Genomic DNA, 25,949 nt, shown 5'->3' on the forward strand with positions numbered 1-25,949 from the left:
AATTATCAATAGAGAGTTATTCTGCAACTTCTCCTTCCCAGTTCATAAAACCGCCTTCTAGATTATAGGTGGTTTCAAAACCGGCATTATTCATTATTGCACAAGCTTGGCCACTTCTAGCCCCAGAACGGCAATAAACATAATAGTTTTTACTTTTATCTAGTTTTTCAATTTCAGTCAAAAATTCTGGACCTAAGTAAATATCTATATTGGTTGCTCCCGGTATAAAACCATCTTCTACTTCTTCTGGTGTCCTAACATCTAGTAAAAAAGAATTGGAATCATTTTTCAATTTTTCTGCCCATTCTTCTTGAGATAAATTTGCCATATTTATTTTTTTAAAGCTTCACAAACTTAAGCAATACGCCTATAACAATTAGATTTATTATGCCTTAATAGAGCAACCTATGGCTTTGGTAGTGGTAACTTTAATTTCTGTTCCCTTAAGCATAGTATCCACTGCATCTTCAACAAAACGATCCTCTACCTGTGATTCGTCCTGATAATTATCATCAATAGCACCTATATAAGCAACCTTGTTTCCATTATCTGTCTTTTTCAATAAATACACATGAGGTGTTCTAGTAGCTCCATATTTAGGGTATACTTTTTGTCCCTCGTCCACTAGATACGGAAATTCAAACCCTTTATCCTTTGCCCTATTTTGCATAGCATCAAAACTATCTCCGGCCTTAACTTTAGGGTTATTAGGATTTATAGCAATTACAGGCACATTTTGTGGCTCGTATTTAGCATGCAATTTTTTAATTCGTTCTTCATAGGCTTGTGCGTAGGGGCAGGTATTACAGGTAAAAACAACTAAATATCCCTTTGCGTTTGTATAGTCTGCCAAGGATACTAAGTTACCATCAATATTCTTTAGTTTAAAATCAGGGGCCATATCCCCTATTGCAAGGCCTTCTTGTGCAGAAACCGTACTTGCAAATAACATAAGGAAGCAACCAAGAATGCCAATTGCCTTTAAAGTTAAACGTGTTTTCATAGTTCCAATTTTTATTTTTAGAAAGTATTTAATGCTTCGTTAAGCTTTTCATAAGAAAGTCCTTCTTCAAAAAACAATCGTTTGTTTTTATTGTAAATTAATGTAGCCGGAATACCACCACCCCAATTTTCATCAACTTGTGGTATCCAATCATTCATCTTAGGGTCATCTAAAATTACAACTTTACCTTTTAATTTTTTCTCTTCTACAAATGGCACTAATCTTTTTTCCCATAGATTAGGCATATCTAAACTTACTAATAGCAATTCTACTTTTTGCTCTTTTCTTTCGGCATAGGTCTTTTCAAAATCTGGTAGTTCTGCTATGCAAGGTTTACACCAGGTAGCCCAAAAATTTACAATATAAATGGTATCGCTTTCTTTGTTCAAAAGTGGTTTTAGACCCTTAAAATCATAAACGGGAAAGGCTTTAAATTCTTCCTCTTTTACTTGTTCATCTGCATTAGTCGTTGTTAATTGTTTTTTTTCTTGTTTACAGGATACTACAAATAATATCACCATAAGAGTCAACAATATTCTCATATTCAAGGTATTTCAATTTTAAAATTAAGGTTAGTCTTAGAGTGACTATAAATGTTTAACAAAATATTAGCCTTGCCATTAGCTTCTACATTCAAAATAAATATACATTTGTATATACAATTGTTGTAGAGACATGAATGTAGAGCAGATTATAAAAACAAGGAAGAAGATACCGTTAAGACCACGAACTTTAATACACATGCAATTAATTGTAAATAGTGTTTCTGAAAAAATAACTACGGTTTTAAAGCCATTTGATGTTTCTACACAGCAGTTTAATGTTCTACGCATTTTAAGAGGACAAAATGGCAAACCTGCTAACTTATCTACCATAAGTGAACGCATGGTTAGTAAAATGAGTAATACCACTAGATTAGTAGATAAATTAATTGCCAAAGCATATGTTGAACGTAAAGTGTGCCCGGAAAATAGAAGAAAGGTAGAAATTTCTATTACGGCTAAGGGAATTGAAGCCCTTGAAAAAATGGATGCCGCAATGTTACGGGCAGAAAATGAATTGACCGCAAACATAACAGACGAAGAATTAATAAAGTTGAATCAACTATTAGATAAATTTTAAGATGAGTGATATACTATCGCCTTTAAAGTGGCGCTACGCAGTAAAGAAATTTGACAATACGAAAAAAGTTTCTCAAGAAGACTTAGATAAAATATTAGAAGCAATACAATTAAGTGCGTCTTCTTACGGGCTACAACCTTATGAAGTATTTGTAATTACGGATAAGGCAATTAGAGAAAAGTTACAACCCGTGTCATGGGGCCAAACACAAATTGTAGACGCTTCTCACCTATTGGTTTTCGCCAATAAAACAGATGTAGACAATACTTACATTGATGCGTACCTAGAGAATGTTGGCAACACCAGAAATTTACCAAAAGAAGCCTTGTCTGGTTATGGTGATTTTATGAAATCTAAAATAACCGAGTTATCACAAGAGGTTAAAAATATATGGACTGCAAAACAGGTCTATATTGCTTTGGGTAACGCCATGGATGTTTGTGCTGCATTAGAGGTAGATAGCTGCCCCATGGAAGGTTTTGAAAGTGAAGCCTACAATGAAATATTAGGATTAACCGAAAAAGGGTTAAACGCTGCCGTAGCATTACCTATTGGTTACCGCTCAGAAGAAGACCAAACCCAACACTACGCAAAGGTGCGTAAATCAAAAGAAGAATTATTCACATTTATATAAATCTAAACACTTTAAATTTTAAAAATCATGAAAACTAAATTATTTAGCTTAGCACTTGCTCTTGTTTTTGGTGTAGTTTCCGCTAATCCAATAGACGAGAAAAAAACAGTAGATGTAGAAAAAAGTAAAGTAACTTGGAAAGGCTATAAAGTAACGGGCTCTCACGAAGGAACAATTTCTCTTAAAGAAGGATACTTAGATTTTGAGGGAGATAAATTAACCGGAGGTATGTTTGTAGTAGATATGACCACCATTAATACTACAGACCTTTCTGGCGACATGAAAGGAAAATTAGACGGCCACCTAAACTCTGCAGATTTCTTTGGCGTAGAAGAGCACAAAACGTCCATATTAAAAATTACCGATGTAAAGGCAACAGGAAAAAATTCTTACGAAGTTACTGGTGATTTAACCATTAAAGGAACTACAAAACCAGTAACCTTTGAAATGTCTGTTTATGGAAGTAAAGCTACCGCATCTTTAAAGGTGGATAGAGCCGCTTACGATATTCGTTATGGTTCTGGAAGCTTTTTTGACAACCTAGGTGATAAAACCATTTATGACGAATTTGACTTAGTTGTTGATTTGGAATTCTAAAAATTTCAATCTATTTATTTTAAAAAAAGCCCACTCTAAAACGAGTGGGCTTTTTAAGTTCAAAAGAGCACTATGGTTATAGTGCTCCTTCTCAAACTAATCAATTTAAATGAAAATTAATTAACATCCCACCAAAGTTTGGTGTGAAGATTATCTGGACCTTGAAAATTAATCATGGCATCATAATTTGCTTTGTTATTATCAGCTATAGATGCATCGTACGCATACCTTACTGGTATTCTTGGGTCACTTGCAAATGATGATGGCTCTAAATTAGGCGCATCCAATCGTCGCCATTCTGCCCAAGCTTCATGACCATTTAAGTATAAAGCGACCCATTTTTCATAAGCAATGTCCTCTATATTTGTAAAAGGATGTGAACCTAAATAATTTGTAATATCATCTTCTGGAACGCCCCAATATTCCATAGAGTCAGCAATTCCTTCTTCGTAAAACTCAGAAGCAGTTTTACCTCCTACGGACCAACCGTTCAAAGCAGCCTCGGCCAACGCAAATTTTACCTGTGCAGAAGTGTATATAGGAGTAGGAAAATCAGGTGTATAAATAATTTCATTTTTAATAAAAGAATAACTAGGTACATTGCCATTAACAGCACCATGTGGAGCGCCGACATAACCTAAATCAAGCTCACCAGGAAAATTAGTGAGTGTAGATACACTATCTCTTGCAACTTCTGCATACTCGAACAATCTGGGATCTTGTTCTGACCTAAGACTTTCTACCATTGTTCTAGATAAAATGTAATCTTCCCTAGTTTTAAATCTATCATTCCATGGATTATCGCTAGCATCATCGGTACCATATGTATACTCTAAATTATCTTCATTAGAAGTAATCAAAAGACCAGAAGAAACTGCTTCTTCAAATTTTATTTTTGCCAAACTAGGATTTACCATTGAAATTCTAAGAGCCATGGTCATTTTAAGGTTATTTGCAAATGCTTGCCATTTTAACATATCCCCATCAAAAAGAAAATCTCCAGTTGGTCCACTTGCCCCTAAATTAATTAATGATAAAGCTTCTTCAATTTCATCAAAGGCATAATTGTAGATACTTTCTTGTGTATCGAATTTTGGTTGAGGACTTTCAATTCCTAAAAATGCTTCTGACCAAGGTAGTGCTCCCCATTTGTCTGTCATGTTATGAACATAGAATGCCCTAATCAATTTGGCCACGGCAATTTGATTGTTATTATCCCCATAAGCTAAAGCTTCTGAAGAAGTAGTTTCATCACTATTTAGCCTAATAATCTCGTTTAAGTTTTGCATTGGTCCAGTATACCATGCATCATAACTAAAGTTTAATGTAGCGTATCTTGAATTACCTGGATACTGACCTTCTGTAACATGTTGCATGTACAAGACCGGTGTAATATCCGTTAAAATTGAAGAGAAACTAACCATAGCACTCGTAAGCAATTGTGATGTAACCGCGGCAGTGGGGCCATTAGGATTGTCATTTGTATCACCATAATCTACAGTATCACATGCGGAAACAAGCATGATCAGTGATAAAATTATGTATATAGGTGTATGTCTTGTTTTCATTTCTGTTTATTTAAAAAGTTAGTTTAAGATTCATACCAATAGTACGTGTCATGGGTAATTGCCCGGCTTCTGCCCAATTGTAACCTCCTCTTTTCTCTATCTCTGAAGGATCTACCCAAGGTAAATCTGATGATATTAACCAAACGTTATTAGCAAATACGCTTAAAGAAGCACTACTCAAACTCAATTTTTCAACTAGGTTTTTATCAAAATTATATCCCAACCTTACTGTTCTCAATTTGATGTATGATGCGTCGTGAAGGTTGTTTTCATAAATATTACCTAGATTTCCAAGGTTGTATAAAACTTGAGGGTCAACATAGGTATCTACAACAGTACCATCTGAAATTGGATTTCCTTGATCATCAACTCCAGTTTGTAGAACACCTGTAATATGAACTCCTCCTCCATCATCAATTGGGTCTCTTTTTGAAAAACCTCTATCATTTAAACCAGCTGTTTTAGTAGACAGACCAGAATGATCAAAATAACGTTCAGTTCTTGAATAATAGCGACCTCCCTTTTGAAAATCAAATCCAAGAGCTAATGATATATTTTTATAACTCATATTTGAAGTTAGACCCCCAGTGAAATCTGGCAAAAGAGAACCTAAAAACTTATTCTGTTGAATACTGTAATAGTAATTACCATCGTTTTCAGAAAATATTATATTTCCATTTTGGTCCGTTGCAAAACCTGTTCCGTATAGAAGGCCCCATTCTTCTCCTACACGTTCTTGAAGCCTCATATTAGCGGTGTAAGTACTTAAATCCCTTGCATCAATTCCAGGATATAATTCGTCTACAACTCTTTTTAAAGTTGCAAAATTCACGCCTAATTCCCAATTGAAGTCTTCACCAGCAAATACATCCCCAGTTAAACCTAGTTCGAAACCATTGGAAGATTGCTTTCCACTATTTACTGTTATGTTAGAATAACCAGTAGCACCATCTAATGGAACATTAATGGGCAAATCTTTATCTATTCTGTCAAAATAAGTTAAATCCAGAGACAATCTATTTTTAAAAAATTGAAGTTCCGTCCCAAATTCCAATTCTTCTCTTGTTCCACCTGTTAAATTTGGATTTTCTTGAACGGAAGAAACCGAAAGTCTACCGTTACCTTGATATAATGAACCAACAGAATATACGTTTTGAGTTAAATAAGGATTAGGAAAGAATGGGGCTTTTGCATAACCAGCTCTGAACTTAGCAAATGTTAGCACATCATTTTTTGGCAGAATATTATGTGCCAAAAAACTCAATGAACCCCCATATGTAGTTACTCTATTTTCATCTGCTCTAGCAGTGGAAGACCAATCGTATCTATACGATCCATCAAGATAAATTGTACTCTTATAACCTACAGAGGCCGTTGTAAACAAACCATTGGTTTGCGTATTTGAAGCAGAATTAACCGCTGTTACCGGATCCTGTGAACCGGCAAGGTTGTAAAAATCGGGTATAGTTAAATCTCCATTTGTGTTCGCATAAAGCACACGATAACCTATTGCTACATCCTCTGCTCCAATCGATATGGCCACATCAAGATCATCATTTAAAAATCTCTTTTTAAAATTAAGCATTCCAAAAAAATCGGTACGTTCATTTCTTACCTGAGACTCGTAATAATAACCCGTATCCAATGTACTTATAGTAGTTCTACGATCATCCGTCATATAGGAATGAAAGGTTTTTCTAATATCAAATTGAAAATCTAAATATTCTGTAATATCATAGACGATTCCTAACTTCCCAAAATATGAATTTTTATACTGGTTTAAATCGTTTTCATAAGATTGAAAGTACGGCATATCCCAATAAAGCGGTCTAGTGTCCCTTGGCCCTCTCATATTCCAAGAAACCGTTTGTCCATTTCTTACATATTCTTGTAACCTATTAAAATCTAATTGTCGTTGCCACCACTGATTAAAATTGGACCCTAAATTTCCATACCCTTGATCAGGAGTATTTAATCTATCTCTATCTTCAATGTTTACATTGGCTATGAACTTTAGTTTTTCTGTAGGGTTATAAGATGCGTTGATTGCCACTTTAGCATACTTACTATGGGAATTGGGGACAACACCATTTTGATTAACATATGACGCTGTAGTTCTAATATTATAATTTTCTCCAGCCTTTGAGAAAGCCAAGGTTGTATTCGTTGTCAATGCTGCTTCATAAAAACTTTTAACATCGTTTGGAGATTTTTCCCATGCCCTTGTTTTCCCAAATTCTTCGGTTCCTGTTATCCAGCTATCCCAATGCCTAACCATTTGACCATCTAGTCTAGGCCCCCAGCTTTCATCGGCCCAAAAATCAGGATACAAATCACCATCAAATTCGGCCCATTCAACAGGATCGATTGCTGGATCATAACTAAAAACATTAAATTCTTGACTATACCCACCTCCATATTCATTTTGATAATCTGGTAAAGTAGTCACAGAACTTACAGACATGGAATGATCAATTTCAAATTGAGAAATTCCTGAGGTACCTGTCTTACTTGTAATTATCACAACACCATTTCTTCCTTCTGGACCATAAACTGCTGTTGCAGATGCTCCTTTTAGTACAGAGATGTCTGCCACATTATCCGTATTAATATCACTAGGAGTATAAATACGAACGCCATCTACCACATAGAGTAAATTATCATTACCCCTTAGTCTTATCTGAGACTCTCCAAAAGTAGAGCTACTGTTACCTATTATTTGTACACCTGAAATTTTACCTGCTAGTGCATTGGCAACATCGGTTTCCCGTGCTTGAACCAATTTTTCCCCTCCTACAGATTGTTGTGAAAAACCTAAAGCCTTTTTTTCTCTTTGTATTCCTTGACCAGTTACCACAACCTCTGCCAATGCCTGTGCGTCCTCTAATAATTGTACATTAATTGTGGTCAAATTTGCCACAGTAATTGATTGTTTTTTAAAGCCTAAATAGGTAAAAACCAACGTGTTTCCCTCCCCTGCAGAAATGGAATAGTTACCATCAAAATCAGTTTGAGTACCGATAGTTGTTCCTTCTACCATAATATTTACCCCTGGGAGAGGAAGTCCGGAACCATCCGTTACCAGACCGGTAATTGTTTTTTCTTGTGCGTGTAAAACACACAAAAAAAACGCCAACAGAAGCGTGAGCGATTTTGTTTTCATAAGTTGTTATTTTTGAATTAGTCTTAGCAAATCTTAATTTTTGATTAATTATTTGCAAACAAAAAGGAATTTTATTGATTATTTTATGTTAAAATTTACAAAAAGACATATACACCGCGTATATATTATGATTTCAATAAAATCACTACACCTAATTTGTTAATAAGAAAATAACCAGCAATTCATAAAAAACAGATAATTAAAAAAAAATGCGAACCTTATCAACTATCATATCCTAAATTCCATAGAAACAACTCACCTACAGATATTACAATTTTACCTAAAGTGAACTTACATTAAACTTAAAACCATTTAGAAACAGATTATCACGTTGCATATTTGGGCTAAACAAAATAGAAAATCATGCTCCAAAACAATAATTTAGCACAAGACTATCATCAAATCAATCAAAATTTAAAAGAAGAGAAAGCCCCAGTTTTCTTTGCCACCTATGAAGATACATTAGAAGCTTCTTTAAGACAAAACTATCCCTGGCATTTAAAGTTCACGGTATCCTCAAAATTTTCTCCCTTTAAACTAGAAAGCGTTAGGGAAGAAATGGAGATACAAGCACAAATTGAAGAATATTTAAGTTTAAATATTTCGCGTTCTACTAGTATAAAAAAAGCATTTGCCATTTTTGATGACAATGGTAATATTGAGTACCATTGGTATTTACAAGATGCCATGATAAATTTAAATTTTGAAGAAATACAATCTATTAGAAAAGTTGAAGTGACTTTATCTAGAGACGAGGATTGGCAGAACAATGCAGACATACTTGTATTTCTAGAAAAACCTAACCATAACGAATCAATAAATGCAATAGAAGATAACTTTCAATTGCGTTCCATAAATTAATTTATTGGTCAATTAAATTTTCATTCCTATATTTACGGCAATGAAAATGTTTACAAAAAATAATTGGTGGTGGAGTAACTTACGAACAACGTCGTGAGCTAGTCCTACCTATAACAATATTAGAAAAAGGCTTGTCATCACGACAAGCCTTTTTCCATTTTATATCACAACTAAAATTTTAACAGCATACCGCAAAGAACCCTATAAATGAAACAATTTGAACTTAAAACACACTTTAAGCAAATACTGGCAGATACCATTACGCCAGTTAGTGTGTATTTAAAAATTAGGGATAAATTTCCTAATAGCATATTATTAGAAAGTAGTGACTACCATGCTAACGACAATAGCTTTTCTTACATCTGCTGCAACCCCATTGCACATATTAAGGTAGAAAACGAAGTGCTAGAAAAACAATATCCTGATGGCACTATTTCCGTAACCAATATCACTCCAGAAACGGATGTAGTGGCAGAAGTAGATTCGTTTGCAAAAAGTTTTAAGGCGCCAGAGCACGATTTTAAATTTATAACCAACGGGCTTTTTGGCTTTATGGCGTATGACGCTGTAAGATATTTTGAAGACTTAGAGCTTAGAAAAAAAGACAATTCTGTAAATATCCCAGATATCTACTATGCGGTATACCAGAATATCATTGCCATTAACCACTTTAAGAACGAAGCTTATTTATTTGCTCATTGTTACGAATCTGAAAATAACTTAGAAGAGATTGAGCGTTTGTTTAACATTAGAACTTTTGCTTCGTACAATTTTAATCGGGTTGGTGCTCCTATTTCCAATTTGGAAGATGTTGAGTACAAAAAGCATGTAGAAATAGCCAAAAAACATTGCCAAAGAGGAGATGTTTTTCAATTGGTTTTATCTAGAAGATTTACCCAAAAATTTAAGGGAGATGAGTTTAATGTATACCGCGCCCTACGCTCCATCAATCCGTCTCCGTACCTATTCTTTTTTGATTATGGCGATTTTAAAATATTTGGAAGTAGCCCAGAGGCACAGTTAATTGTTAAAGACGGTAAAGCAGAAATTCACCCCATAGCTGGCACATATAAACGTACCGGAAACGATGAAAGAGATGCGGAACTGGCCAAAAAATTAGCCGCGGACGATAAGGAAAATAGCGAGCATGTAATGTTGGTAGATTTGGCCCGTAATGATTTAAGCAGAAATGGCAATACGGTAAATGTAGATACCTATAGAGAGGTACAATACTTCTCTCACGTAATCCATTTAGTTTCCAAAGTTACTGGAATGAAAAAAGAGGACATACCAACCTTAAAAATAGTGGCAGATACATTCCCTGCAGGTACACTTAGTGGCGCTCCTAAACATATGGCCATGCAGCTTATAGAAAAGTACGAGAAAACGAGTAGAGGGTATTATGGCGGTGCTATAGGATTCATGGACTTTAGTGGCAACTTTAATCATGCAATTATGATTAGAACTTTCCTAAGTAAAAATCACGAATTGTATTACCAGGCCGGTGCTGGCTTGGTTGCAGCCTCTAACCCAGATGACGAATTACAAGAAACATACAACAAACTTGGTGCTTTAAACAAAGCCTTAGAAATTGCAGAAACTATCTAAGATGAAGAAAGTATTAATGATTGATAATTACGATAGTTTTACCTATAACCTAGTACACTATCTAGAAGAATTGGATTGCGAAGTTGTTGTAAAACGAAACGACCAACTAACCTTAGAAGAGGTTGCCGCTTATGAGTTAATAGTGCTTTCTCCAGGACCCGGTATTCCGGAAGAAGCAGGTTTATTAAAACCAATTATTGAAACTTACGGAGCAACCAAAAAAATATTTGGAGTGTGTTTGGGGCAACAGGCCATTGGCGAAGTTTATGGTGGTAGCCTAGTAAACCTAGACCAAGTATACCATGGCATTGCTACGGAAATAGAAATTACTGGAGAGGACTACATTTTTAAGGGATTACCAAAGAAAATACAAGTTGGCAGGTACCACTCCTGGGTTGTGGGTAAAGAATTACCAGATTGTTTGGAAGCCACCTCTTTTGACGAAAACGGTCAAATTATGTCCCTAAAACATAAAACCCATGATGTAAGAGGGGTTCAATTTCACCCAGAATCGGTACTTACTCCAGAAGGTAAAGAAATGTTGAAGAACTGGTTAGCTGGTTGATAATTTGGTAAAAACCGCAAACAAAAAATTGTCATTAAGCAGGAGTAAACAACTCCATATTTTGACACCTAATTGAAGAATTAGCTTTATGCAAGTTCCGCCCTGGCGGAAATAAAAGATAAGGAAATGAAAGAGACACTAAATAGATTAATTAATCACGAAATCCTTTCTAAGGACGATGCCAAACAAATCTTGGTAAATATTGCTAAGGGCGATTATAACACCAGTCAGATAGCGGCATTCCTAACCGTGTACATGATGCGTAGCATCACCATAGAAGAATTAGAAGGATTTAGAGACGCCTTACTAGAATTGTGCGTTGCGGTAGATTTAAGCGATTACAATCCTATAGACCTTTGTGGTACAGGAGGCGATGGCAAAGACACTTTTAACATCTCTACCCTAGCTTCTTTTGTTACGGCTGGCGCGGGTATACACGTAACCAAACATGGTAATTATGGCGTTTCTTCTAAATGTGGTAGTAGTAACGTTATGGAGTTTTTGGGCATTAAATTCAGTAATGAAGCCGATTTTCTTAAGAAATCTATGGACGAAGCCGGTATTTGTGTACTCCATGCTCCTTTATTTCATCCAGCGATGAAAAATGTGGGACCAATCCGAAAAGAATTAGCCGTTAAAACCTTTTTTAATATGTTGGGGCCCATGGTAAATCCTGCTTTTCCTAAAAACCAGATGGTTGGGGTTTTTAACCTAGAGCTGGCCCGTATGTACGGTTATTTATATCAGAATACAGATAAGAATTTTACGGTATTGCATGCGTTAGATGGTTATGACGAAATAAGTTTAACAGGTGCTACAAAGACCATTTCTAACGGTACGGAAAGCATGCTAGAACCGGTTGATTTTGGCATAAAAGCGGTAAATGCTTCGGAAATTGTTGGTGGGGAAGATGTTGCGGACTCCGCTCAAATATTCTTAAATATCCTTAACGGTAAAGGTACAGAAGCACAAAATAATGTAGTATGTGCCAACGCAGGTGTTGCCATTGCTACGGTAGAGAATTGCACTCCTAAAGAAGGTTTTGAAAAAGCAAAGGAATCGCTTTTAAACGGAAAGGGTCTTTTGGCTCTAAACAAGTTAAGGTCATTAAGTAATTAGTGATTACTGGTTGATGCTTTTAATGATTGTTTAATAAAGCTAGATTCTAAAATTCTTTTTCGTCCATAGAAAAAGAAGAAATACATAAAGAAAACATGAACATTCTAGATAAAATAGTTGCTGACAAAAGAAAGGAAGTCGATTTAAAAAAAGGGTTGATTCCCGCTTCTCAATTAGAAAAATCAATTCTTTTTAATAGAACTGGTGCATCCTTGTCTACGGCCTTAAGAAATAGCCAATCTGGTATTATTGCAGAACACAAAAGGCGTTCGCCCAGCAAGCAGACCATAAACCAAAACACCAACGTAGGTATGGTAGCTAAAGGTTATGAAAATGCTGGTATGTGTGGTATTAGTGTCCTTACGGATATTAAATACTTTGGTGGGTCTATAGAAGATTTGTTATTGGCTAGGGCCTGCGTTTCTATGCCATTGCTTCGCAAAGAATTTATGATAGACGAGTATCAGGTTTTAGAAGCTAAAGCATACGGCGCAGACGTTATTCTTTTGATAGCGGCGGTTCTATCTCAAAAAGAAATTAAATCGCTTTCAGAACTTGCAAAAAGTTTAGGAATGGACGTATTGCTAGAAGTTCATAATGAAGAAGAATTACAAAAATCCATCATGCCTAGTTTAGATATGTTGGGTGTAAATAACCGTAACCTAAAAACCTTTGAGGTTAGTCTGGAAACCAGTAAAACGCTAGCTACACAAATACCAGAAGATTTTGTAAAAGTCTCTGAAAGTGGTATTAGTTCCGCAACTGCCATTAACGAGCTAAAACAATACGGTTACCAAGGTTTCTTAATAGGTGAAAATTTTATGAAAACTGATAATCCGGGGCAAAGCGCTCTTGATTTTATTAATGCTTTGCAAAAGGTTTAAGGGTATGAAGCTGAAGGTTTGCGGAATGAAATACAACCCTAAGGAAGTAGCGGCGATAGCGCCAGATTACATGGGTTTTATTTTTTACGAAAAATCGCCACGTAATCTTGTTGGGGTTATCCCAACTATCACTAGAAAAATTGATAAAGTAGGGGTATTTGTAAATGCATCGATTGAAGAAATCTTACAAAAAGTTAGCCTACATGGGTTGCAAATGGTGCAATTGCACGGTCAAGAATCACCAGAATTGTGTGCGCAAATAAGAAACCTCAACATAAAAGTAATTAAGGTATTTGGCATTGCAGATAGCTTTGATTTTTCTGTATTGAAACCATACGAGGACGTGTGCGACTATTACCTTTTTGATACCAAAGGAAAAAATCCTGGCGGCAACGGATACACATTTGATTGGGAAGTTTTAGAAAACTACCCGTCTACCAAACCCTATTTTTTAAGTGGTGGTATCGGTTTAGAGAATATAGATGAAGTATTGACCTTTTTATATCGGCCAGAGGCCAAATACTGTTACGCCATAGATGTAAACAGTAGGTTTGAAACCAAACCAGGAAAAAAAGACATTGAAAAACTAATAGCATTTAAAAAAAGAATTGACGATGAAGTATCACGTAGATGACCGCGGATATTACGGGGATTTTGGCGGCGCATTTATTCCAGAAATGCTCTACCCAAACGTAGAAGAATTACGCCAAAATTATTTAAAGTTGATGTACGAAGATGATTTTCAAAAAGAATTTCATCAACTTTTGAAAGACTACGTGGGCCGTCCTAGTCCATTGTATTTCGCCAATCGTTTATCAGAAAAATACAACTGTAAGGTTTATCTAAAAAGGGAAGATTTAAACCATACGGGGGCACACAAAGTAAACAATACCATAGGTCAGATTTTAATGGCCAAAAAACTGGGTAAAAAACGCATCATTGCAGAAACCGGTGCTGGCCAACATGGCGTAGCTACCGCCACGGTTTGTGCCTTAATGGGCATAGATTGTGTGGTGTACATGGGAGAAATTGACATTGCCAGACAGGCACCCAACGTAGCCAGAATGAAAATGCTGGGTGCTACGGTAAAACCTGCATTATCTGGTAGTAGAACCTTAAAAGATGCCACCAATGAAGCTATCAGGGATTGGATTAACAACCCTGTAGACACCCATTACATCATTGGTTCTGCTATTGGTCCTCACCCATACCCAGATATGGTTACCAGATTTCAGTCGGTAATATCAGAAGAAATAAAATGGCAATTAAAAGAAAAAGAAGGACGTGAACTTCCAGACTATGTAGTTGCTTGTATAGGTGGTGGTAGTAATGCTGCTGGTACGTATTATCATTTTTTAGATGAGGAAGAAGTAGGTATTGTAGCTGTAGAAGCTGCTGGTAAAGGCGTAAATTCTGGCGAAAGTGCCGCTACTTCTAAATTAGGTAAAGAAGGCATCATCCATGGTTGCAAAACACTATTAATGCAAACAGAAGACGGACAAATTACAGAGCCTTACTCTATATCTGCCGGTTTGGATTATCCTGGGGTTGGGCCACTGCATTCGCATTTGTACAAATCTGGGCGTGGCGAATTTTTCTCGGCTACGGATGATGAGGCTATGGAAGCGGGCTTAGAATTAACCCAACTAGAAGGTATTATTCCTGCTATAGAAACTTCGCACGCATTGGCCTTATTCAAGTATAAAACCTTTAAACCCGATGATGTAGTGGTCATTAGTTTATCTGGAAGGGGTGATAAGGATTTACAGACGTATATAGATTACTTTAAACTATAGTGCAACGCGCTAAAATTTCGTGTACAACGACTTAAGATTTACAGCACATCACTTTTTACCTAATACTATTTTAGATGAATAGAATAAATCAAAAATTACAAGAAGACCAAAAGTTACTCTCTATATATTTTACCGCTGGCTATCCAAAATTGGAAAATACCGTGACCGTTATTGAAGAATTGGAAAAAGCTGGGGTAGACATGATAGAAATTGGATTACCGTTTAGCGATCCCTTAGCAGATGGCCCTACCATACAAGAAAGCTCTACTGCTGCACTTAAAAATGGCATGACCACCGCTAAACTCTTTGAGCAGCTAAAAGATATTAGAAAAACCGTTTCTATTCCGTTAATCATTATGGGCTATTTTAACCCAGTTCTACAATACGGCGTAGAAGCCTTCTGTAAAAAATGTGAGGAGTTGGGGATTGATGGACTGATACTCCCTGATTTACCTTTGGATGTGTACTTAAAAGAATATGAAGCAATTTTTAAAGCTCACGGCTTAATTAATGTGTTCTTAATTACCCCACAAACCAGTGAAGCTAGAATACGCCAGATAGATGCAGCTTCTGAAGGATTTATCTATATGGTAAGTTCTGCCAGTACCACGGGTGCCAAAAGCGGATTTGGAAACGAACAAACAGAATATTTTGAGCGCATTGATGGCTTAAACCTTAAAAACCCCCAAGTAGTTGGCTTTGGCATAAGCAATAACGAAACATTTACAGCAGCTACTGCTAAGGCTAAAGGAGCAATAATTGGCTCGGCTTTCATAAAACATTTAACTGCGCACGGCACAGCTAACATTGATTCGTTTGTAAAGGGGATTAGGTAATATGAAATGGATTGACGATTACCGTATTCTATTACTCCTATGCTTAACGCTTGGGCTAGCCCCATTTTTTCCTGAACCACATCTTTGGGGTAAAATTAGATGGGTTGTAGGCGGGGGTATTGGCATGAAATATATGGATTGGTTTGATATTCTGTTCCACGGATTTCCCTTTTTGTTACTCCTAAGAAGAATTGTACTTACTATTGTAAAGAAAAAGTCAGGATAAATTGGATAAGGTTACAATTTGAGATATTTTTCACTAACCAATTTATTCTTCATGTTCAAAACTATTTTAGCCATACTCGTCATTGGGGTTTCATCAACATTAGCTGCCCAAGATTCTACAAAAGTAAAATCTGAGGTTGCCCTTGCCATTACAGATTTACGTGAATTTGTGGCCATACCCAATGATGCCCTAAACCCAGACGATATAGACAACAACTTATTCTGGTTAAAAAAGCAGTTTGATAAACGCGGATTCAATTCGGCTATCTTAGATACAGAAGGTCTACCCCTATTTTTTGCCAACACTCCAATGAAAGACGGCAAAACCACAATATTATTCTACATGCACTTAGATGGGCAAGGGATAGATGCAAGCAAATGGGACCAACCAAATCCGTATAAAACAGTTTTAAAAAAACCGGTCGCGGATGGTTTTGAAACGGTTGATTTTTCTGCGCTAAATGATGATATAAACTATGATTGGCGCCTATTTGGCCGCTCCACCTCCGATGATAAAGGACCTATAGTGATGTTCTTACATGCGTTGGATTTACTTAAAAAGGACGACAAGGAATTTCCATACAACATTAAAGTTATTTTAGATAGTGAAGAAGAAAAAGGTAGCAAAAGCCTGCCTAATGCGGTAAAACAATATAGAGAATTGTTAGCCGCAGATTTTTTGGTAATTTCAGATGGTCCAAGCCATGGCTCTGGCCTACCTACTATGGTATACGGTTGTAGGGGTATTACCACCTTAAGTTTAACCACCTATGGGCCAATAAAACCCAAACATAGTGGACATTATGGTAACTATGCGCCCAATCCTGGATTTCAGTTGGCACATTTATTGGCAAGTATGAAGGATATAGATGGAAAAGTAACTATACCCGGATATTATGATGGCATTTTTATAAATGATGATATACAAGCGGTATTGAAAAAAGTTCCGGATGACGATGCCGTAATCAAAGAAAAACTTCAATTTAAAACATCAGAAAAAGTAGGGAGTTATTACCAAGAATCGTTACAGTTTCCTAGTTTAAACGTTCGTGGCCTAAGCTCTGGATGGACAGGGGATGCTGCCAGAACCATTGTACCAGAAAGCGCTACGGCAGAATTAGACTTACGTTTGGTTCCAGAAAGTGATGGCAACCGATTAAAAAAGCTAGTTAAAGAACACATAACAAAACAAGGCTTTAAGGTATTGGACCATGGACCCACAAAAACAGAGCGTTTACAATTTGACAAATTAATAACCATTACCGAACGTGGCGTAACCGATGCTTTCCGAACGGATTTAGACAATCCTTACGGAGTTTTCTTGGCTAACACATTAAAAAACACCTTTGAGCAAGATGTGGTACAAATCCGTATAATGGGTGGTACGGTGCCTATTTCTCCATTTATAAACGAATTAAAGATTCCTGCTTTTATTGTTCCTATGGTGAATCCGGATAACAATCAGCATAGCCCAAATGAAAATTTAAAAATTGGACAACTTGCCTATGGAATCCGTGCTTTTTACAACATACTAAGCACACCTTTGAAGTAATGCTGTTATTTTATGAGACTATCTCTTTGGCCTTGGTTTTAGCCCATTATTAACGGTAAAACAATAACTAGTAACGCATTAACATCCAATAACATAGTTTTAAAAGGCTCTTAACGGAGTTTGGCTCCAGCATTCAGTATATTCTCAATAGTTATTAATTAAAAAAAATACTATGGGAATCATTGAAGATAAAAAGAAATTTAAACGAAAAGTAGAACAAACGAATCCTACCAATCCAACTGGGAATACCAATATTAAAACCAATGATTTTGATATTGATGAGGATACCGTTAAAAAACAGCAGAACAAAGGATAATTACAATTCTTTTTAAACATAAAAAAGCCCCTGATTTTCAAGGGCTTTTTTTATTCTTTAGGCCGAGTTTCTACTGGCGTTAATGTTACCATAGAGACTACGGGTAACTATCTTCTCATACAACTCTTTAAACTCAGAATCTTTGGTAATGTGGAAAAGTGCATTCTGCTGAATTACCAATAATGGCAACACAATTTTTTCTCTAATCTTAACAGATTCCCTAGAGACAGCTTCGTCTTCCATCAGAATCTTATGTCCAGAAATTTGCAATAGCATCTTTTTAGACAGTTCAAACTCTTGGTATAGAATCTTCCAAAAATCACCGAACTCCTTATCCTCCTTCATGTAACTAGTTAAATTGAAATTGGTTTTTGCTAAAGACATCATACTATTCATCATTAGAGCTCTAAAGAAAGGCACTTCTTTAAATAGTTTTTTCACCTCGTTCATCTTACCTTCCTCTTTTAGCTGGGCAATGGCAGTACCTAAACCAAAGTAACCGGGTACATTTTGCTTTAATTGGCTCCAAGAACCTACAAAAGAAATCGCCCTAAGGTCAGATAACGTTAATTGCTTTTTATTACCACGCTTACCTGGTCTACTACCAATGTTTGCCTTAGTGTAATATTTTAAAGTACTTCTATGCTCCAAATACGGAATAAACTTTTCATGCTGTTTTAGCGCATCGTACTTATCAAAACTTAATTTGGAAAGCTTTTCTATTAACCTACGTTGCTCTCCAGAAATCTTATGCTCTTTACCAAACAAGTTGTTGCTTAAGCCTGCAGTAAGCAATTGCTCCGCGTTATGTTTAAACTGCTCTTTGGTACCAAATGTACTAGTAATAGTTTGCCCTTGTACGGTTAGTTGTATCTCATGGTTGGCAACGTCTTTGGTCTGTGCAGCATAAAAACGATGTGTTTTACCACCACCACGTGCTGGTGGTCCGCCCCTACCATCAAAGAAAATAGCTTTAATACCATTCTTTTTACATACTTTGCTTAGGGTTTCCTTTGTTTTTAAAATAGACCAATTGGCTTTTAAATACCCACCATCTTTGGTACCATCAGAGAAGCCCAACATAATAGTATGTACGTCTTTTCTACGTGCTAGGTGTTCTTTGTACATTGGTATATCAAATAACGCTTGCATTACTTCTTCTGCAGCCTCCATACCTTTCATGGTCTCGAAGAGCGGAACAATATCAAAAGTAATGTCTTCAGTTTTCCAACCACACCATCTAAATAAGCCAAATACAAAAAGTACCGAATAGATATCTTCACTATTACTAATGATATAACGGTTACAACCAGCCTCACCGTTTCTTCTTTGTATTTCTTTTAATCTAGAAATATTGGTTAAGGTTTGTACCACAATATCTTCATCAAAGTCTGTAGCGTTAACCTTTATGTCTTTATTTAGCAGGCAATCTATTAACTCCTCCTGGGATAATTCTTCTAAATTATCTTTAATTACACCTTGCTTTTTAAGCACCTCGGTAACCGTTAAATAATGTTTACTATGATCTTGGCGAATATCCAAGGTTGCAAAATGCACTTTAAAAATATGCACTTTGTCAATCATATTGTTCAAATCTTCTAAATACAGACCATGGTAATCTGCCACCAAGATTTCTTTTACCTGCTCCAAGCTTTCTATTATCTCTTCATAAGAAACCAAAAACTCTGTTTGGAACATAGCCTTGTAAAGCTTATCGCTCAATAATCCCAATGGCTCAGACAAGCCTCTAAAAGTTAACTTTTTACGCAGCGCCTTAATATCATTGTAGTAGCACTTCATTAGGGTAAGTCGTAACTCGTCTGCTACTTTTTTAGTAATATCTTCTGTAACATATGGATTCCCGTCACGGTCTCCTCCGGGCCAAAATCCAAGCTTTATAATGTCGTAATTATCAAATTTCTCGTCCCTAATATTACGTTTAATGTCCAGGAATAAATCTCCTATTGCATCGTAATACGTATTCCTTAGAATGTGGATAATGTTTTTTGCTTCGTCTAGAGGGGTTGGTTTTCTAGAATTGACCAAAGAAGTTAAACCTAGCTGCTGCAAGGTGGTATCAATATCGTTGATACGGTTATCCTCTATCATTCTTCTTAGTTCTGAAATAATATCCAAAACCGCCGGAGTATAAAATTGGGTTGGGTGTGCTGTTAATACAATCCTTGCACTAAAAGTAGAGAGCTTTTTAGAAATCTTATCCCAATTTTTATTTTGGTCTACCAATTCAAAATAATCCTTGATTCCTAGTGAGTTGGTATATTTTTGCAATTTTGGAAATGCGGCATCTTCTACACTATCATACAGAACCACTTGGCGTTCTACGTATTGTATAATTCGAAACATGAAATCTATGCGCTGTTTCTCGTCTTTTATACCTGCTACGCCTGTAAAGAAGTTCTCTAATATTTCTTCTGGTTTTTTACCAGCATTTAAACCTTTTTCGCATTGCTCAAATAATAAAGGAACCAAGGTGGCAACGTTTTCCATATCTGCATAGGGCAGACTAAGGAACAAACTATTATAGATGTTGTACCTATTGGTGACAGACTTTTTAAACTCTGCCAAACGTTTTACTTGTTGCATTTTGTTCATTAAGCTCTTTTTTCTAGATGAATTTCAAATCTCGGGAATATAGTGCTAGAAAACTACTGATAATACTCCTATCACATTTTATATTGACCCATATACAAACCTAACAAAATAAGTATGGGTTATAAACCTAACCATTCCTTTGCCTAATACATTTAAAGAATAATGTATGTTCTGATTAAAAAATGAAATTAGAAAAAAGGCTTGTATTGCCTAACCCTAAAATCCAAAGTATTAAAATCTGGGTTTTCAGATTTTAGCCTTTTGTATTCCATTAAACTACCTACAGCCCTATTTGCTGCACCGCTGGGTGCGGTTAAACTAATTGTAGAAATTATTTTATTGGTTTTAGGATGGGTAAATTGATGAATTCTTGGCACCGAAGTTTCTATTGCCCGGTAAGTGACCGAATGTGCCTTGGCTAATTTTCTAAAAAAATATTCTGGCCCATTTTTACTGTTACCTCCGGTAAATAATAAAGTATGTATGGTGGGATATTGCTCTAAATACCCAAATATATTCCTAAGTTTTACCTTCTGCATACCTAAATCGGACGCATCTACTTTTTCTCTTTCTGCACAATCTACAATATCACAGATGCCAATATTTCTACTCCTTAAAAAAAGTTTGCGTTGGGCAATGGCTGCTTCTGTGGTTTCGTAAAGTAATTTTAAATTAAAAATACGGTCTAGTATTGGCCATAGCTGACCGTCTCTACTTCCATAACAGAAATCAACATCGCCTTCTTTAAATTGTTTTAGTGTAAACCTTGGAGGTGGCAAAGTGCCTACGATTAATTTTTCTACTCCAGGGAATAAATAGGGTGGATACGGATGGGTGTGCAAAAACATAATAATCAAAGATAGCTTTTGCTGGCAGTTATAAAAATTATTACCTTTTAGTAAAATAAACTGTTATGGGAAAAGGGGACGTAAAAAGTAAGCGTGGTAAAATAGCCAACAAATCTTACGGTGCCAGACGTAAAAGAAAAATTAAAAAGCATACTACCCCAGAAGAAAAAATTGGGTTGGAAAGAGCCAAGTAATTAATCAATTAAAAATTCCATTTCCAAAACCCCTTCTTCGGATAAGGATAACTTGTAGGTATACAAACCTATAGGTAAGGAATCTGTGCGCATATCTGGTTTGTAAGTATAAGAAGTAGAATCTGCCTCTACCGTAATAATATCCTCCATATAGCCAGTAACCACCTCTTGATAATCTGAATAGCTATCTGCTGCAATGTTTTCAAATATAAGGTTCTGGTCTCCAACCGTGACCGTATTAAAATTTATTGCACTAACGTTTTGAACACGAATGTTTACAGATTCTAAATTATCATCACGGTCGTTACAAGCAGTATTAATTGTTGAGAAAACAATGAGGAACAAGAATAGCTTTTTCATACCTAATGCGCTTTATTCTTGTAACGCTTTATCGTGATTTTTATTCTATCTAATAAAGACTGGTTCATTAGCTTTAACAGTATGGGCTTGGCTAAACTCATAACCATCGTAATCAAAAGACATTAATTCTTCAATGGTTTCCACTTTGTTATCTACAATATAGCGTACCATGGCACCTCTTGCCTTTTTTGCAAAAAAACTAATTACCTTTAATTTATCGTTTTTCCAATCTTTAAAAACTGGGGTAATTACTGGGACTTTTAATGCTTTTTTATCCAATACACTAAAATATTCATTACTTGCCAGGTTTATAAACAATTCGCCTTCTTCAAGTTCTGAGTTTAGGTGATTGGTTAATTCTTTCTTCCAAAACTCATAGAGATTCTTACACCTACCCACCTTTAATTGAGTACCCATTTCTAAACGATAAGGCTGTATTAAATCCAATGGTTTTAATATTCCATAAAGTCCAGAAAGTATTCTTAATTTCTCCTGTAATTGTTCTATCTGAATGTCTTTTAAGCTGTAAGCGTCTAAACCTTGATACACATCTCCATTAAAAGCAAAAACCGCGGGTCTTGCATTTTCTGTAGTAAACGGGGTACTAAATTGTTGGTTTCGTTCCCAGTTTAATTGCGCCAAATTATCGGATATTGACATTAACTCCATTAAAGCTTTTGGCTTTTTCTTGGCCAAAGTCTTATTTAATTTTTCTGCCTTTGCTATAAATTGCGGTTGACTGTATTGATTAGTAGGCAAATTAGATTCAAAATCTAAAGACTTAGCCGGAGAAATGACAATTTTCATTGGAAATTATTTTTAATCAAAAATAACGGATATACCATCAATTAGAAAGTTACTTCTAATGCTGTTTTAAATAGTACAATTAAATTTTCTTATGCTTTTAAATGTTGACTGTAACCTCTCCATTTTTCAATAGCTGCAACCATATCTTCTGGTATTGCAGAATCAAAATTGAGCTCTTTTCCCGTAATGGGATGTATAAAACCGAGTGTTTTGGCATGTAATGCCTGTCTAGGTAATACTTTAAAGGTGTTTTCTACAAACTGCTTGTACTTGGTAAAGGTAGTTCCTTTGAGTATTTTATCTCCGCCATAACGTTCATCGTTGAACAAGGTATGCCCAATATATTTCATATGAACACGTATTTGGTGGGTTCTTCCTGTTTCTAACTTACAAGATACCAAAGTAACATAACCTAGCCTTTCTAAGACCTTAAAATGGGTTACCGCCTCTTTCCCTTGGTCACCATCAGGAAAAACCATCATTTGCAAGCGGTTTTTAGGGTTTCTAGCCAAGTGCCCCTCAATGGTTCCTTCGTCTTCTTCTATATTTCCCCAAACCAAGGCAACATATTCTCTTTTAGAGGTTTTTTCAAAAAATTGATTGGCCAAGTGAGTCATGGCTTCTTCTGTTTTGGCAACCACCAATAAACCAGAAGTATCTTTATCTATACGATGTACCAAACCTGGCCTACCCGAACTATTATTAGGTAATGACTCAAAATGATGCACTAAGGCATTTACCAAAGTACCAGAGTAATTACCATGACCCGGGTGCACTACCATGCCTGCAGGTTTGTTCACAACCATTAGATAATCGTCCTCATAAACAATATCTAAAGGAATGTCTTCTGGCGTAAGTAAATACTCGTAAGGAGGATGCTCAAATAAAACTTTAACCACATCGCCCGCTTTAACTTTATAGTTTTGTTTTACCGTGGCTCCGTTAACCCAAATATGACCATCTTTTGCTGCTTGTTGAATTTTATTACGTGTAGCGTTTTCTATAAAATTCATTAAAAACTTATCTACCCTTAAGGGCTCTTGCCCTTTGGATGCCACAAATTTATGATGCTCAAATAAGTCGTCTTCTTGAGACGGACCAAATGCCTCTGTCTCCATTATTGAGAAGATTCAGATTTTATAATGGCTTCTTGTGGCACGGTTCCGTTACCACAAATCAACTCTACTTTGGAAGTTTTTGGCAGTCTTTCGCCAGGGCTTATATCTTTTCCTTTGTATTTTATACGATAGACCATGTCTTTTCCAATTTCATCTACATAAGTAACCCGTTCCACATCTAGACCAACAGCACGCAACATTGAGCTAGCGTTTCTTCTGGTAACTTGTATTATTTGTGGAACAGAAACTTTCTTATACCCAGATGGGTTTACGGTAAAGTAAATTTTTCTGTCGTGCTTAACTTTGGATCCAGCAGGCGGGTTTTGCTCTAATATAGAAAAACGGGGATATTCAGGGTTGTAATCCGTAGAGTCCAATACCTCATAGCGTAATCCCATATCTTCTGCTGTTTTCCTCATCTCCATTACAGACATTTTAGAAAAGTCTGGAACCTCTACAAATTCCCCATGATTGGTAGTACTTTTTAACCATCCTAAGGTTAAGAACACCAAAAGTACGATCAATATGGCGGCGATAGCCAATTGTATTAAAAATGTCTTGCTTTTAAGAAAGCTTAAAAAATCCTTCATTGGAAATTGTTTACGGGCAAATATAGAAAAACGCCCTGTTTTTTTATTTACTTTGGCTTTACATTAATAGTGAAGGATGAAAAAGAATATAGCCATTGTAATGGGAGGTTACTCTAGCGAAAAAGAAATTTCAAAAAAGAGTGGCTCAGTGGTTACCAAATTTTTAAATAAAGAAAAATACAATGTTTACCCGGTATTATTAACCACAGAAAAGTGGTACTACATAGATAAACTTGGTAACGAAAATGAAATTAATAAGGCCGATTTTTCTTTAACTATTAAGAATAAAACCGTACGCTTTGATTGTGTATTTAATGCCATACATGGCACACCTGGGGAAGATGGTCTATTACAAGCCTACCTAGAATTAATTGGAATACCACAAACTGCCTGCAATTACTACCAAGCAGCATTGACCTTTAACAAAAGAGACCTTCTTAGCACCCTAAAACCCTACGGTATACCTTGTGCAACCTCACTACCGTATAACAAAGGGGATGAGATCAATACCTCAAAAATTATAGATGTTGTAGGCCTGCCTTGTTTTGTAAAAGCCAATAAAGCCGGAAGTAGCTATGGTATCTCAAAGGTTTATGAGGCAAAAGAATTACCCCAAGCAATAGACAATGCATTACAGGAAGATGATGAAGTAATAATTGAATCGTTCTTAGACGGTACAGAAGTATCCGTTGGTGTAATTACATACAAAGGAGAGGCTATGGTCTTACCTATTACAGAAATAGTATCTGATAATGACTTTTTTGATTATGAAGCAAAATATCAGGGAAAATCACAGGAAATAACGCCTGCAAGGCTAACTAAAGAACAACAGAAAACCGTAAGTGAGTTAGCACTTAAAATTTACAAGGTTTTAAAATTAAAAGGGTATACAAGGAGTGAATTTATCTTTGTAAACAACATACCGCATCTACTTGAGGTTAATACTACTCCTGGTCTAACAGAAGAAAGCATACTACCCCAACAAGCAAAGGTAGCAGGTATTAGTTTGGAAGAATTATTTGGTAGCGCAATAGAAGATGCACTGTTCAATAAATAAACCCTTATTTTTAACCCAACATCAATTTAACTAAATGAGACGCGCAATATTTCCAGGTTCTTTTGACCCACTTACCTTAGGCCATTATGATATAATACAAAGAGGCATTACACTCTTTGATGAATTAATAATTGCAATTGGTATTAATGCACAAAAAAAATATATGTTCTCTTTAGAAGAACGCCAACAATTTATCGAAGAAGCCTTTAAAGACGAACCTCGTATTAAAGTACTTACCTACCAAGGTTTAACCGTAGATTTTTGTAAAGAAATAGATGCTAGCTTTATTTTAAGGGGACTTAGAAATCCTGCGGATTTTGAATTTGAAAAAGCAATTGCCCATACCAATAGAAAACTATCCGAAATTGAAACGGTGTTCTTATTAACCTCATCTGGCAAATCTTACATAAGCAGTTCAATTGTTAGGGATGTAATACGTAACGGTGGAGACTATTCTGGATTGGTTCCAGATACCGTAAAATATACCGGTAAACTATAAGTAACTGCTATTCA

General features: G+C 35.9%; 28 protein-coding genes. 17 read left to right on the plus strand and 11 right to left on the minus strand.

Annotated elements, in window-relative coordinates; all coding sequences use genetic code 11:
• Positions 1 to 16: 16 nt before the first annotated feature.
• Genes ACXAGS_RS14130 through ACXAGS_RS14140 form a run of 3 tightly spaced genes read right to left on the minus strand, consistent with a single transcriptional unit; the run spans position 17 to position 1,545 of the window.
• Positions 17 to 328: a rhodanese-like domain-containing protein gene (locus ACXAGS_RS14130; RefSeq protein ID WP_474907654.1), complete on the minus strand. Its 312-nt coding sequence runs from the start codon at positions 326 to 328 to the stop codon at positions 17 to 19.
• Positions 329 to 385: 57 nt separating this feature from the next.
• Complete coding sequence (locus ACXAGS_RS14135) at positions 386 to 1,003, minus strand: thioredoxin family protein (RefSeq protein ID WP_474907656.1); 618 nt, start codon at positions 1,001 to 1,003, stop codon at positions 386 to 388.
• 17 nt (positions 1,004 to 1,020) lie between these two features.
• The gene (locus tag ACXAGS_RS14140) at positions 1,021 to 1,545 is read right to left on the minus strand and encodes a TlpA disulfide reductase family protein (protein ID WP_474907657.1); all 525 of its coding nucleotides are present in this window, start codon (positions 1,543 to 1,545) and stop codon (positions 1,021 to 1,023) included.
• A gap of 133 nt (positions 1,546 to 1,678) precedes the next feature.
• On the opposite strand from ACXAGS_RS14140, the gene ACXAGS_RS14145 reads away from it, so the two are divergent.
• Genes ACXAGS_RS14145 through ACXAGS_RS14155 form a run of 3 tightly spaced genes read left to right on the plus strand, consistent with a single transcriptional unit; the run spans position 1,679 to position 3,356 of the window.
• Entirely contained in the window at positions 1,679 to 2,125 is a 447-nt protein-coding gene (locus ACXAGS_RS14145) for a MarR family winged helix-turn-helix transcriptional regulator (protein ID WP_474907659.1), read from the plus strand.
• A gap of 1 nt (position 2,126) precedes the next feature.
• Positions 2,127 to 2,759: an NAD(P)H-dependent oxidoreductase gene (locus ACXAGS_RS14150; protein ID WP_474907660.1), complete on the plus strand. Its 633-nt coding sequence runs from the start codon at positions 2,127 to 2,129 to the stop codon at positions 2,757 to 2,759.
• A 27-nt stretch (positions 2,760 to 2,786) separates the two neighbouring features.
• Positions 2,787 to 3,356, plus strand: coding sequence for a YceI family protein (locus tag ACXAGS_RS14155; protein ID WP_474907662.1), 570 nt, complete (start codon positions 2,787 to 2,789; stop codon positions 3,354 to 3,356).
• 116 nt (positions 3,357 to 3,472) lie between these two features.
• On the opposite strand, the gene ACXAGS_RS14160 is transcribed toward ACXAGS_RS14155, so the two are convergent.
• Both ACXAGS_RS14160 and ACXAGS_RS14165 read right to left on the minus strand, forming a co-directional pair.
• Positions 3,473 to 4,924: a SusD/RagB family nutrient-binding outer membrane lipoprotein gene (locus ACXAGS_RS14160; RefSeq protein WP_474907664.1), complete on the minus strand. Its 1,452-nt coding sequence runs from the start codon at positions 4,922 to 4,924 to the stop codon at positions 3,473 to 3,475.
• A 10-nt stretch (positions 4,925 to 4,934) separates the two neighbouring features.
• Positions 4,935 to 8,087, minus strand: a complete 3,153-nt coding sequence (locus ACXAGS_RS14165; RefSeq protein WP_474907666.1) for a SusC/RagA family TonB-linked outer membrane protein — start codon at positions 8,085 to 8,087, stop codon at positions 4,935 to 4,937.
• A 363-nt stretch (positions 8,088 to 8,450) separates the two neighbouring features.
• Here ACXAGS_RS14165 and ACXAGS_RS14170 point away from each other — a divergent pair, with 363 nt between their 5' ends.
• The 11 genes from ACXAGS_RS14170 to ACXAGS_RS14220 all read left to right on the plus strand — a co-directional run bounded on the left by ACXAGS_RS14170 (position 8,451) and on the right by ACXAGS_RS14220 (position 17,849).
• Positions 8,451 to 8,948: a hypothetical protein gene (locus tag ACXAGS_RS14170; RefSeq protein ID WP_474907668.1), complete on the plus strand. Its 498-nt coding sequence runs from the start codon at positions 8,451 to 8,453 to the stop codon at positions 8,946 to 8,948.
• A gap of 207 nt (positions 8,949 to 9,155) precedes the next feature.
• Entirely contained in the window at positions 9,156 to 10,556 is a 1,401-nt protein-coding gene (locus ACXAGS_RS14175) for an anthranilate synthase component I family protein (protein ID WP_474907670.1), read from the plus strand.
• A gap of 1 nt (position 10,557) precedes the next feature.
• Positions 10,558 to 11,121: an anthranilate synthase component II gene (locus ACXAGS_RS14180; RefSeq protein WP_474907672.1), complete on the plus strand. Its 564-nt coding sequence runs from the start codon at positions 10,558 to 10,560 to the stop codon at positions 11,119 to 11,121.
• Between the two features lie 126 nt (positions 11,122 to 11,247).
• On the plus strand, positions 11,248 to 12,240 hold the full coding sequence (gene trpD / locus ACXAGS_RS14185; RefSeq protein WP_474907674.1) for an anthranilate phosphoribosyltransferase: 993 nt from the start codon (positions 11,248 to 11,250) through the stop codon (positions 12,238 to 12,240).
• A gap of 95 nt (positions 12,241 to 12,335) precedes the next feature.
• Positions 12,336 to 13,124 (plus strand): indole-3-glycerol phosphate synthase TrpC, encoded by a 789-nt coding sequence (gene trpC, locus ACXAGS_RS14190; protein ID WP_474907676.1) that lies wholly within the window; start codon positions 12,336 to 12,338, stop codon positions 13,122 to 13,124.
• A 4-nt stretch (positions 13,125 to 13,128) separates the two neighbouring features.
• A complete protein-coding gene (locus ACXAGS_RS14195) occupies positions 13,129 to 13,758 on the plus strand; it encodes a phosphoribosylanthranilate isomerase (protein ID WP_474907677.1) in 630 nt (209 codons plus the stop codon).
• Positions 13,739 to 14,920, plus strand: a complete 1,182-nt coding sequence (gene trpB, locus ACXAGS_RS14200; RefSeq protein ID WP_474907679.1) for a tryptophan synthase subunit beta — start codon at positions 13,739 to 13,741, stop codon at positions 14,918 to 14,920. The genes ACXAGS_RS14195 and trpB overlap by 20 nt, the downstream gene beginning before the upstream one ends.
• A 74-nt stretch (positions 14,921 to 14,994) precedes the next feature.
• Positions 14,995 to 15,756, plus strand: a complete 762-nt coding sequence (gene trpA / locus ACXAGS_RS14205) for a tryptophan synthase subunit alpha (RefSeq protein ID WP_474907681.1) — start codon at positions 14,995 to 14,997, stop codon at positions 15,754 to 15,756.
• Between the two features lies 1 nt (position 15,757).
• The gene (locus ACXAGS_RS14210) at positions 15,758 to 15,982 is read left to right on the plus strand and encodes a hypothetical protein (protein WP_474907682.1); all 225 of its coding nucleotides are present in this window, start codon (positions 15,758 to 15,760) and stop codon (positions 15,980 to 15,982) included.
• 51 nt (positions 15,983 to 16,033) lie between these two features.
• Entirely contained in the window at positions 16,034 to 17,533 is a 1,500-nt protein-coding gene (locus ACXAGS_RS14215) for a M20/M25/M40 family metallo-hydrolase (RefSeq protein WP_474907683.1), read from the plus strand.
• A 172-nt stretch (positions 17,534 to 17,705) separates the two neighbouring features.
• Positions 17,706 to 17,849, plus strand: coding sequence for a hypothetical protein (locus ACXAGS_RS14220; RefSeq protein WP_010519840.1), 144 nt, complete (start codon positions 17,706 to 17,708; stop codon positions 17,847 to 17,849).
• Positions 17,850 to 17,906: 57 nt separating this feature from the next.
• Here ACXAGS_RS14220 and ACXAGS_RS14225 read toward each other — a convergent pair whose 3' ends face one another.
• Together ACXAGS_RS14225 and ACXAGS_RS14230 are read right to left on the minus strand one after the other, a co-directional pair.
• Positions 17,907 to 20,453, minus strand: a complete 2,547-nt coding sequence (locus ACXAGS_RS14225; protein WP_474907761.1) for a phosphoenolpyruvate carboxylase — start codon at positions 20,451 to 20,453, stop codon at positions 17,907 to 17,909.
• Between the two features lie 197 nt (positions 20,454 to 20,650).
• Positions 20,651 to 21,310: a uracil-DNA glycosylase family protein gene (locus tag ACXAGS_RS14230; protein ID WP_474907685.1), complete on the minus strand. Its 660-nt coding sequence runs from the start codon at positions 21,308 to 21,310 to the stop codon at positions 20,651 to 20,653.
• A gap of 65 nt (positions 21,311 to 21,375) precedes the next feature.
• Between ACXAGS_RS14230 and ACXAGS_RS14235 the strand changes: the two genes are divergently transcribed.
• On the plus strand, positions 21,376 to 21,504 hold the full coding sequence (locus tag ACXAGS_RS14235; RefSeq protein ID WP_010519843.1) for a 30S ribosomal protein THX: 129 nt from the start codon (positions 21,376 to 21,378) through the stop codon (positions 21,502 to 21,504).
• Here the strand turns inward: ACXAGS_RS14235 and ACXAGS_RS14240 are convergent, their stop codons facing one another.
• The 4 genes from ACXAGS_RS14240 to ACXAGS_RS14255 form a co-directional block, all read right to left on the minus strand.
• Positions 21,505 to 21,864: a hypothetical protein gene (locus ACXAGS_RS14240; RefSeq protein ID WP_474907687.1), complete on the minus strand. Its 360-nt coding sequence runs from the start codon at positions 21,862 to 21,864 to the stop codon at positions 21,505 to 21,507. It abuts the gene before it with no gap.
• Between the two features lie 45 nt (positions 21,865 to 21,909).
• Positions 21,910 to 22,671, minus strand: a complete 762-nt coding sequence (gene yaaA, locus ACXAGS_RS14245) for a peroxide stress protein YaaA (protein ID WP_474907688.1) — start codon at positions 22,669 to 22,671, stop codon at positions 21,910 to 21,912.
• A gap of 89 nt (positions 22,672 to 22,760) precedes the next feature.
• Entirely contained in the window at positions 22,761 to 23,789 is a 1,029-nt protein-coding gene (locus ACXAGS_RS14250; RefSeq protein ID WP_474907689.1) for an RluA family pseudouridine synthase, read from the minus strand.
• On the minus strand, positions 23,789 to 24,379 hold the full coding sequence (locus tag ACXAGS_RS14255) for a PASTA domain-containing protein (RefSeq protein ID WP_474907691.1): 591 nt from the start codon (positions 24,377 to 24,379) through the stop codon (positions 23,789 to 23,791). Before ACXAGS_RS14255 ends, ACXAGS_RS14250 begins: the two co-directional genes overlap by 1 nt.
• Positions 24,380 to 24,455: 76 nt before the next feature.
• On the opposite strand from ACXAGS_RS14255, the gene ACXAGS_RS14260 reads away from it, so the two are divergent.
• On the plus strand, positions 24,456 to 25,436 hold the full coding sequence (locus tag ACXAGS_RS14260; protein ID WP_474907693.1) for a D-alanine--D-alanine ligase: 981 nt from the start codon (positions 24,456 to 24,458) through the stop codon (positions 25,434 to 25,436).
• A gap of 34 nt (positions 25,437 to 25,470) precedes the next feature.
• Entirely contained in the window at positions 25,471 to 25,935 is a 465-nt protein-coding gene (gene coaD / locus ACXAGS_RS14265; RefSeq protein WP_474907694.1) for a pantetheine-phosphate adenylyltransferase, read from the plus strand.
• The last annotated feature ends 14 nt before the right edge of the window (positions 25,936 to 25,949 follow it).

It is taken from the genome of Croceivirga sp. ABH4_376 (genome assembly GCF_056160685.1).

Excerpts from the sequence above, each read along its gene's own strand:
- ACXAGS_RS14130 (WP_474907654.1), bottom strand. The coding sequence starts at position 328 with ATGGCAAATTTATCTCAAGAAGAATGGGCAGAAAAATTGAAAAATGAT.
- ACXAGS_RS14135 (WP_474907656.1), bottom strand. The coding sequence starts at position 1,003 with ATGAAAACACGTTTAACTTTAAAGGCAATTGGCATTCTTGGTTGCTTC.
- ACXAGS_RS14140 (WP_474907657.1), bottom strand. The coding sequence starts at position 1,545 with ATGAGAATATTGTTGACTCTTATGGTGATATTATTTGTAGTATCCTGT.
- ACXAGS_RS14145 (WP_474907659.1), top strand. The coding sequence starts at position 1,679 with ATGAATGTAGAGCAGATTATAAAAACAAGGAAGAAGATACCGTTAAGA.
- ACXAGS_RS14150 (WP_474907660.1), top strand. The coding sequence starts at position 2,127 with ATGAGTGATATACTATCGCCTTTAAAGTGGCGCTACGCAGTAAAGAAA.
- ACXAGS_RS14155 (WP_474907662.1), top strand. The coding sequence starts at position 2,787 with ATGAAAACTAAATTATTTAGCTTAGCACTTGCTCTTGTTTTTGGTGTA.
- ACXAGS_RS14160 (WP_474907664.1), bottom strand. The coding sequence starts at position 4,924 with ATGAAAACAAGACATACACCTATATACATAATTTTATCACTGATCATG.
- ACXAGS_RS14165 (WP_474907666.1), bottom strand. The coding sequence starts at position 8,087 with ATGAAAACAAAATCGCTCACGCTTCTGTTGGCGTTTTTTTTGTGTGTT.
- ACXAGS_RS14170 (WP_474907668.1), top strand. The coding sequence starts at position 8,451 with ATGCTCCAAAACAATAATTTAGCACAAGACTATCATCAAATCAATCAA.
- ACXAGS_RS14175 (WP_474907670.1), top strand. The coding sequence starts at position 9,156 with ATGAAACAATTTGAACTTAAAACACACTTTAAGCAAATACTGGCAGAT.
- ACXAGS_RS14180 (WP_474907672.1), top strand. The coding sequence starts at position 10,558 with ATGAAGAAAGTATTAATGATTGATAATTACGATAGTTTTACCTATAAC.
- trpD (WP_474907674.1), top strand. The coding sequence starts at position 11,248 with ATGAAAGAGACACTAAATAGATTAATTAATCACGAAATCCTTTCTAAG.
- trpC (WP_474907676.1), top strand. The coding sequence starts at position 12,336 with ATGAACATTCTAGATAAAATAGTTGCTGACAAAAGAAAGGAAGTCGAT.
- ACXAGS_RS14195 (WP_474907677.1), top strand. The coding sequence starts at position 13,129 with ATGAAGCTGAAGGTTTGCGGAATGAAATACAACCCTAAGGAAGTAGCG.
- trpB (WP_474907679.1), top strand. The coding sequence starts at position 13,739 with ATGAAGTATCACGTAGATGACCGCGGATATTACGGGGATTTTGGCGGC.
- trpA (WP_474907681.1), top strand. The coding sequence starts at position 14,995 with ATGAATAGAATAAATCAAAAATTACAAGAAGACCAAAAGTTACTCTCT.
- ACXAGS_RS14210 (WP_474907682.1), top strand. The coding sequence starts at position 15,758 with ATGAAATGGATTGACGATTACCGTATTCTATTACTCCTATGCTTAACG.
- ACXAGS_RS14215 (WP_474907683.1), top strand. The coding sequence starts at position 16,034 with ATGTTCAAAACTATTTTAGCCATACTCGTCATTGGGGTTTCATCAACA.
- ACXAGS_RS14220 (WP_010519840.1), top strand. The coding sequence starts at position 17,706 with ATGGGAATCATTGAAGATAAAAAGAAATTTAAACGAAAAGTAGAACAA.
- ACXAGS_RS14225 (WP_474907761.1), bottom strand. The coding sequence starts at position 20,453 with ATGCAACAAGTAAAACGTTTGGCAGAGTTTAAAAAGTCTGTCACCAAT.
- ACXAGS_RS14230 (WP_474907685.1), bottom strand. The coding sequence starts at position 21,310 with ATGTTTTTGCACACCCATCCGTATCCACCCTATTTATTCCCTGGAGTA.
- ACXAGS_RS14235 (WP_010519843.1), top strand. The coding sequence starts at position 21,376 with ATGGGAAAAGGGGACGTAAAAAGTAAGCGTGGTAAAATAGCCAACAAA.
- ACXAGS_RS14240 (WP_474907687.1), bottom strand. The coding sequence starts at position 21,864 with ATGAAAAAGCTATTCTTGTTCCTCATTGTTTTCTCAACAATTAATACT.
- yaaA (WP_474907688.1), bottom strand. The coding sequence starts at position 22,671 with ATGAAAATTGTCATTTCTCCGGCTAAGTCTTTAGATTTTGAATCTAAT.
- ACXAGS_RS14250 (WP_474907689.1), bottom strand. The coding sequence starts at position 23,789 with ATGGAGACAGAGGCATTTGGTCCGTCTCAAGAAGACGACTTATTTGAG.
- ACXAGS_RS14255 (WP_474907691.1), bottom strand. The coding sequence starts at position 24,379 with ATGAAGGATTTTTTAAGCTTTCTTAAAAGCAAGACATTTTTAATACAA.
- ACXAGS_RS14260 (WP_474907693.1), top strand. The coding sequence starts at position 24,456 with ATGAAAAAGAATATAGCCATTGTAATGGGAGGTTACTCTAGCGAAAAA.
- coaD (WP_474907694.1), top strand. The coding sequence starts at position 25,471 with ATGAGACGCGCAATATTTCCAGGTTCTTTTGACCCACTTACCTTAGGC.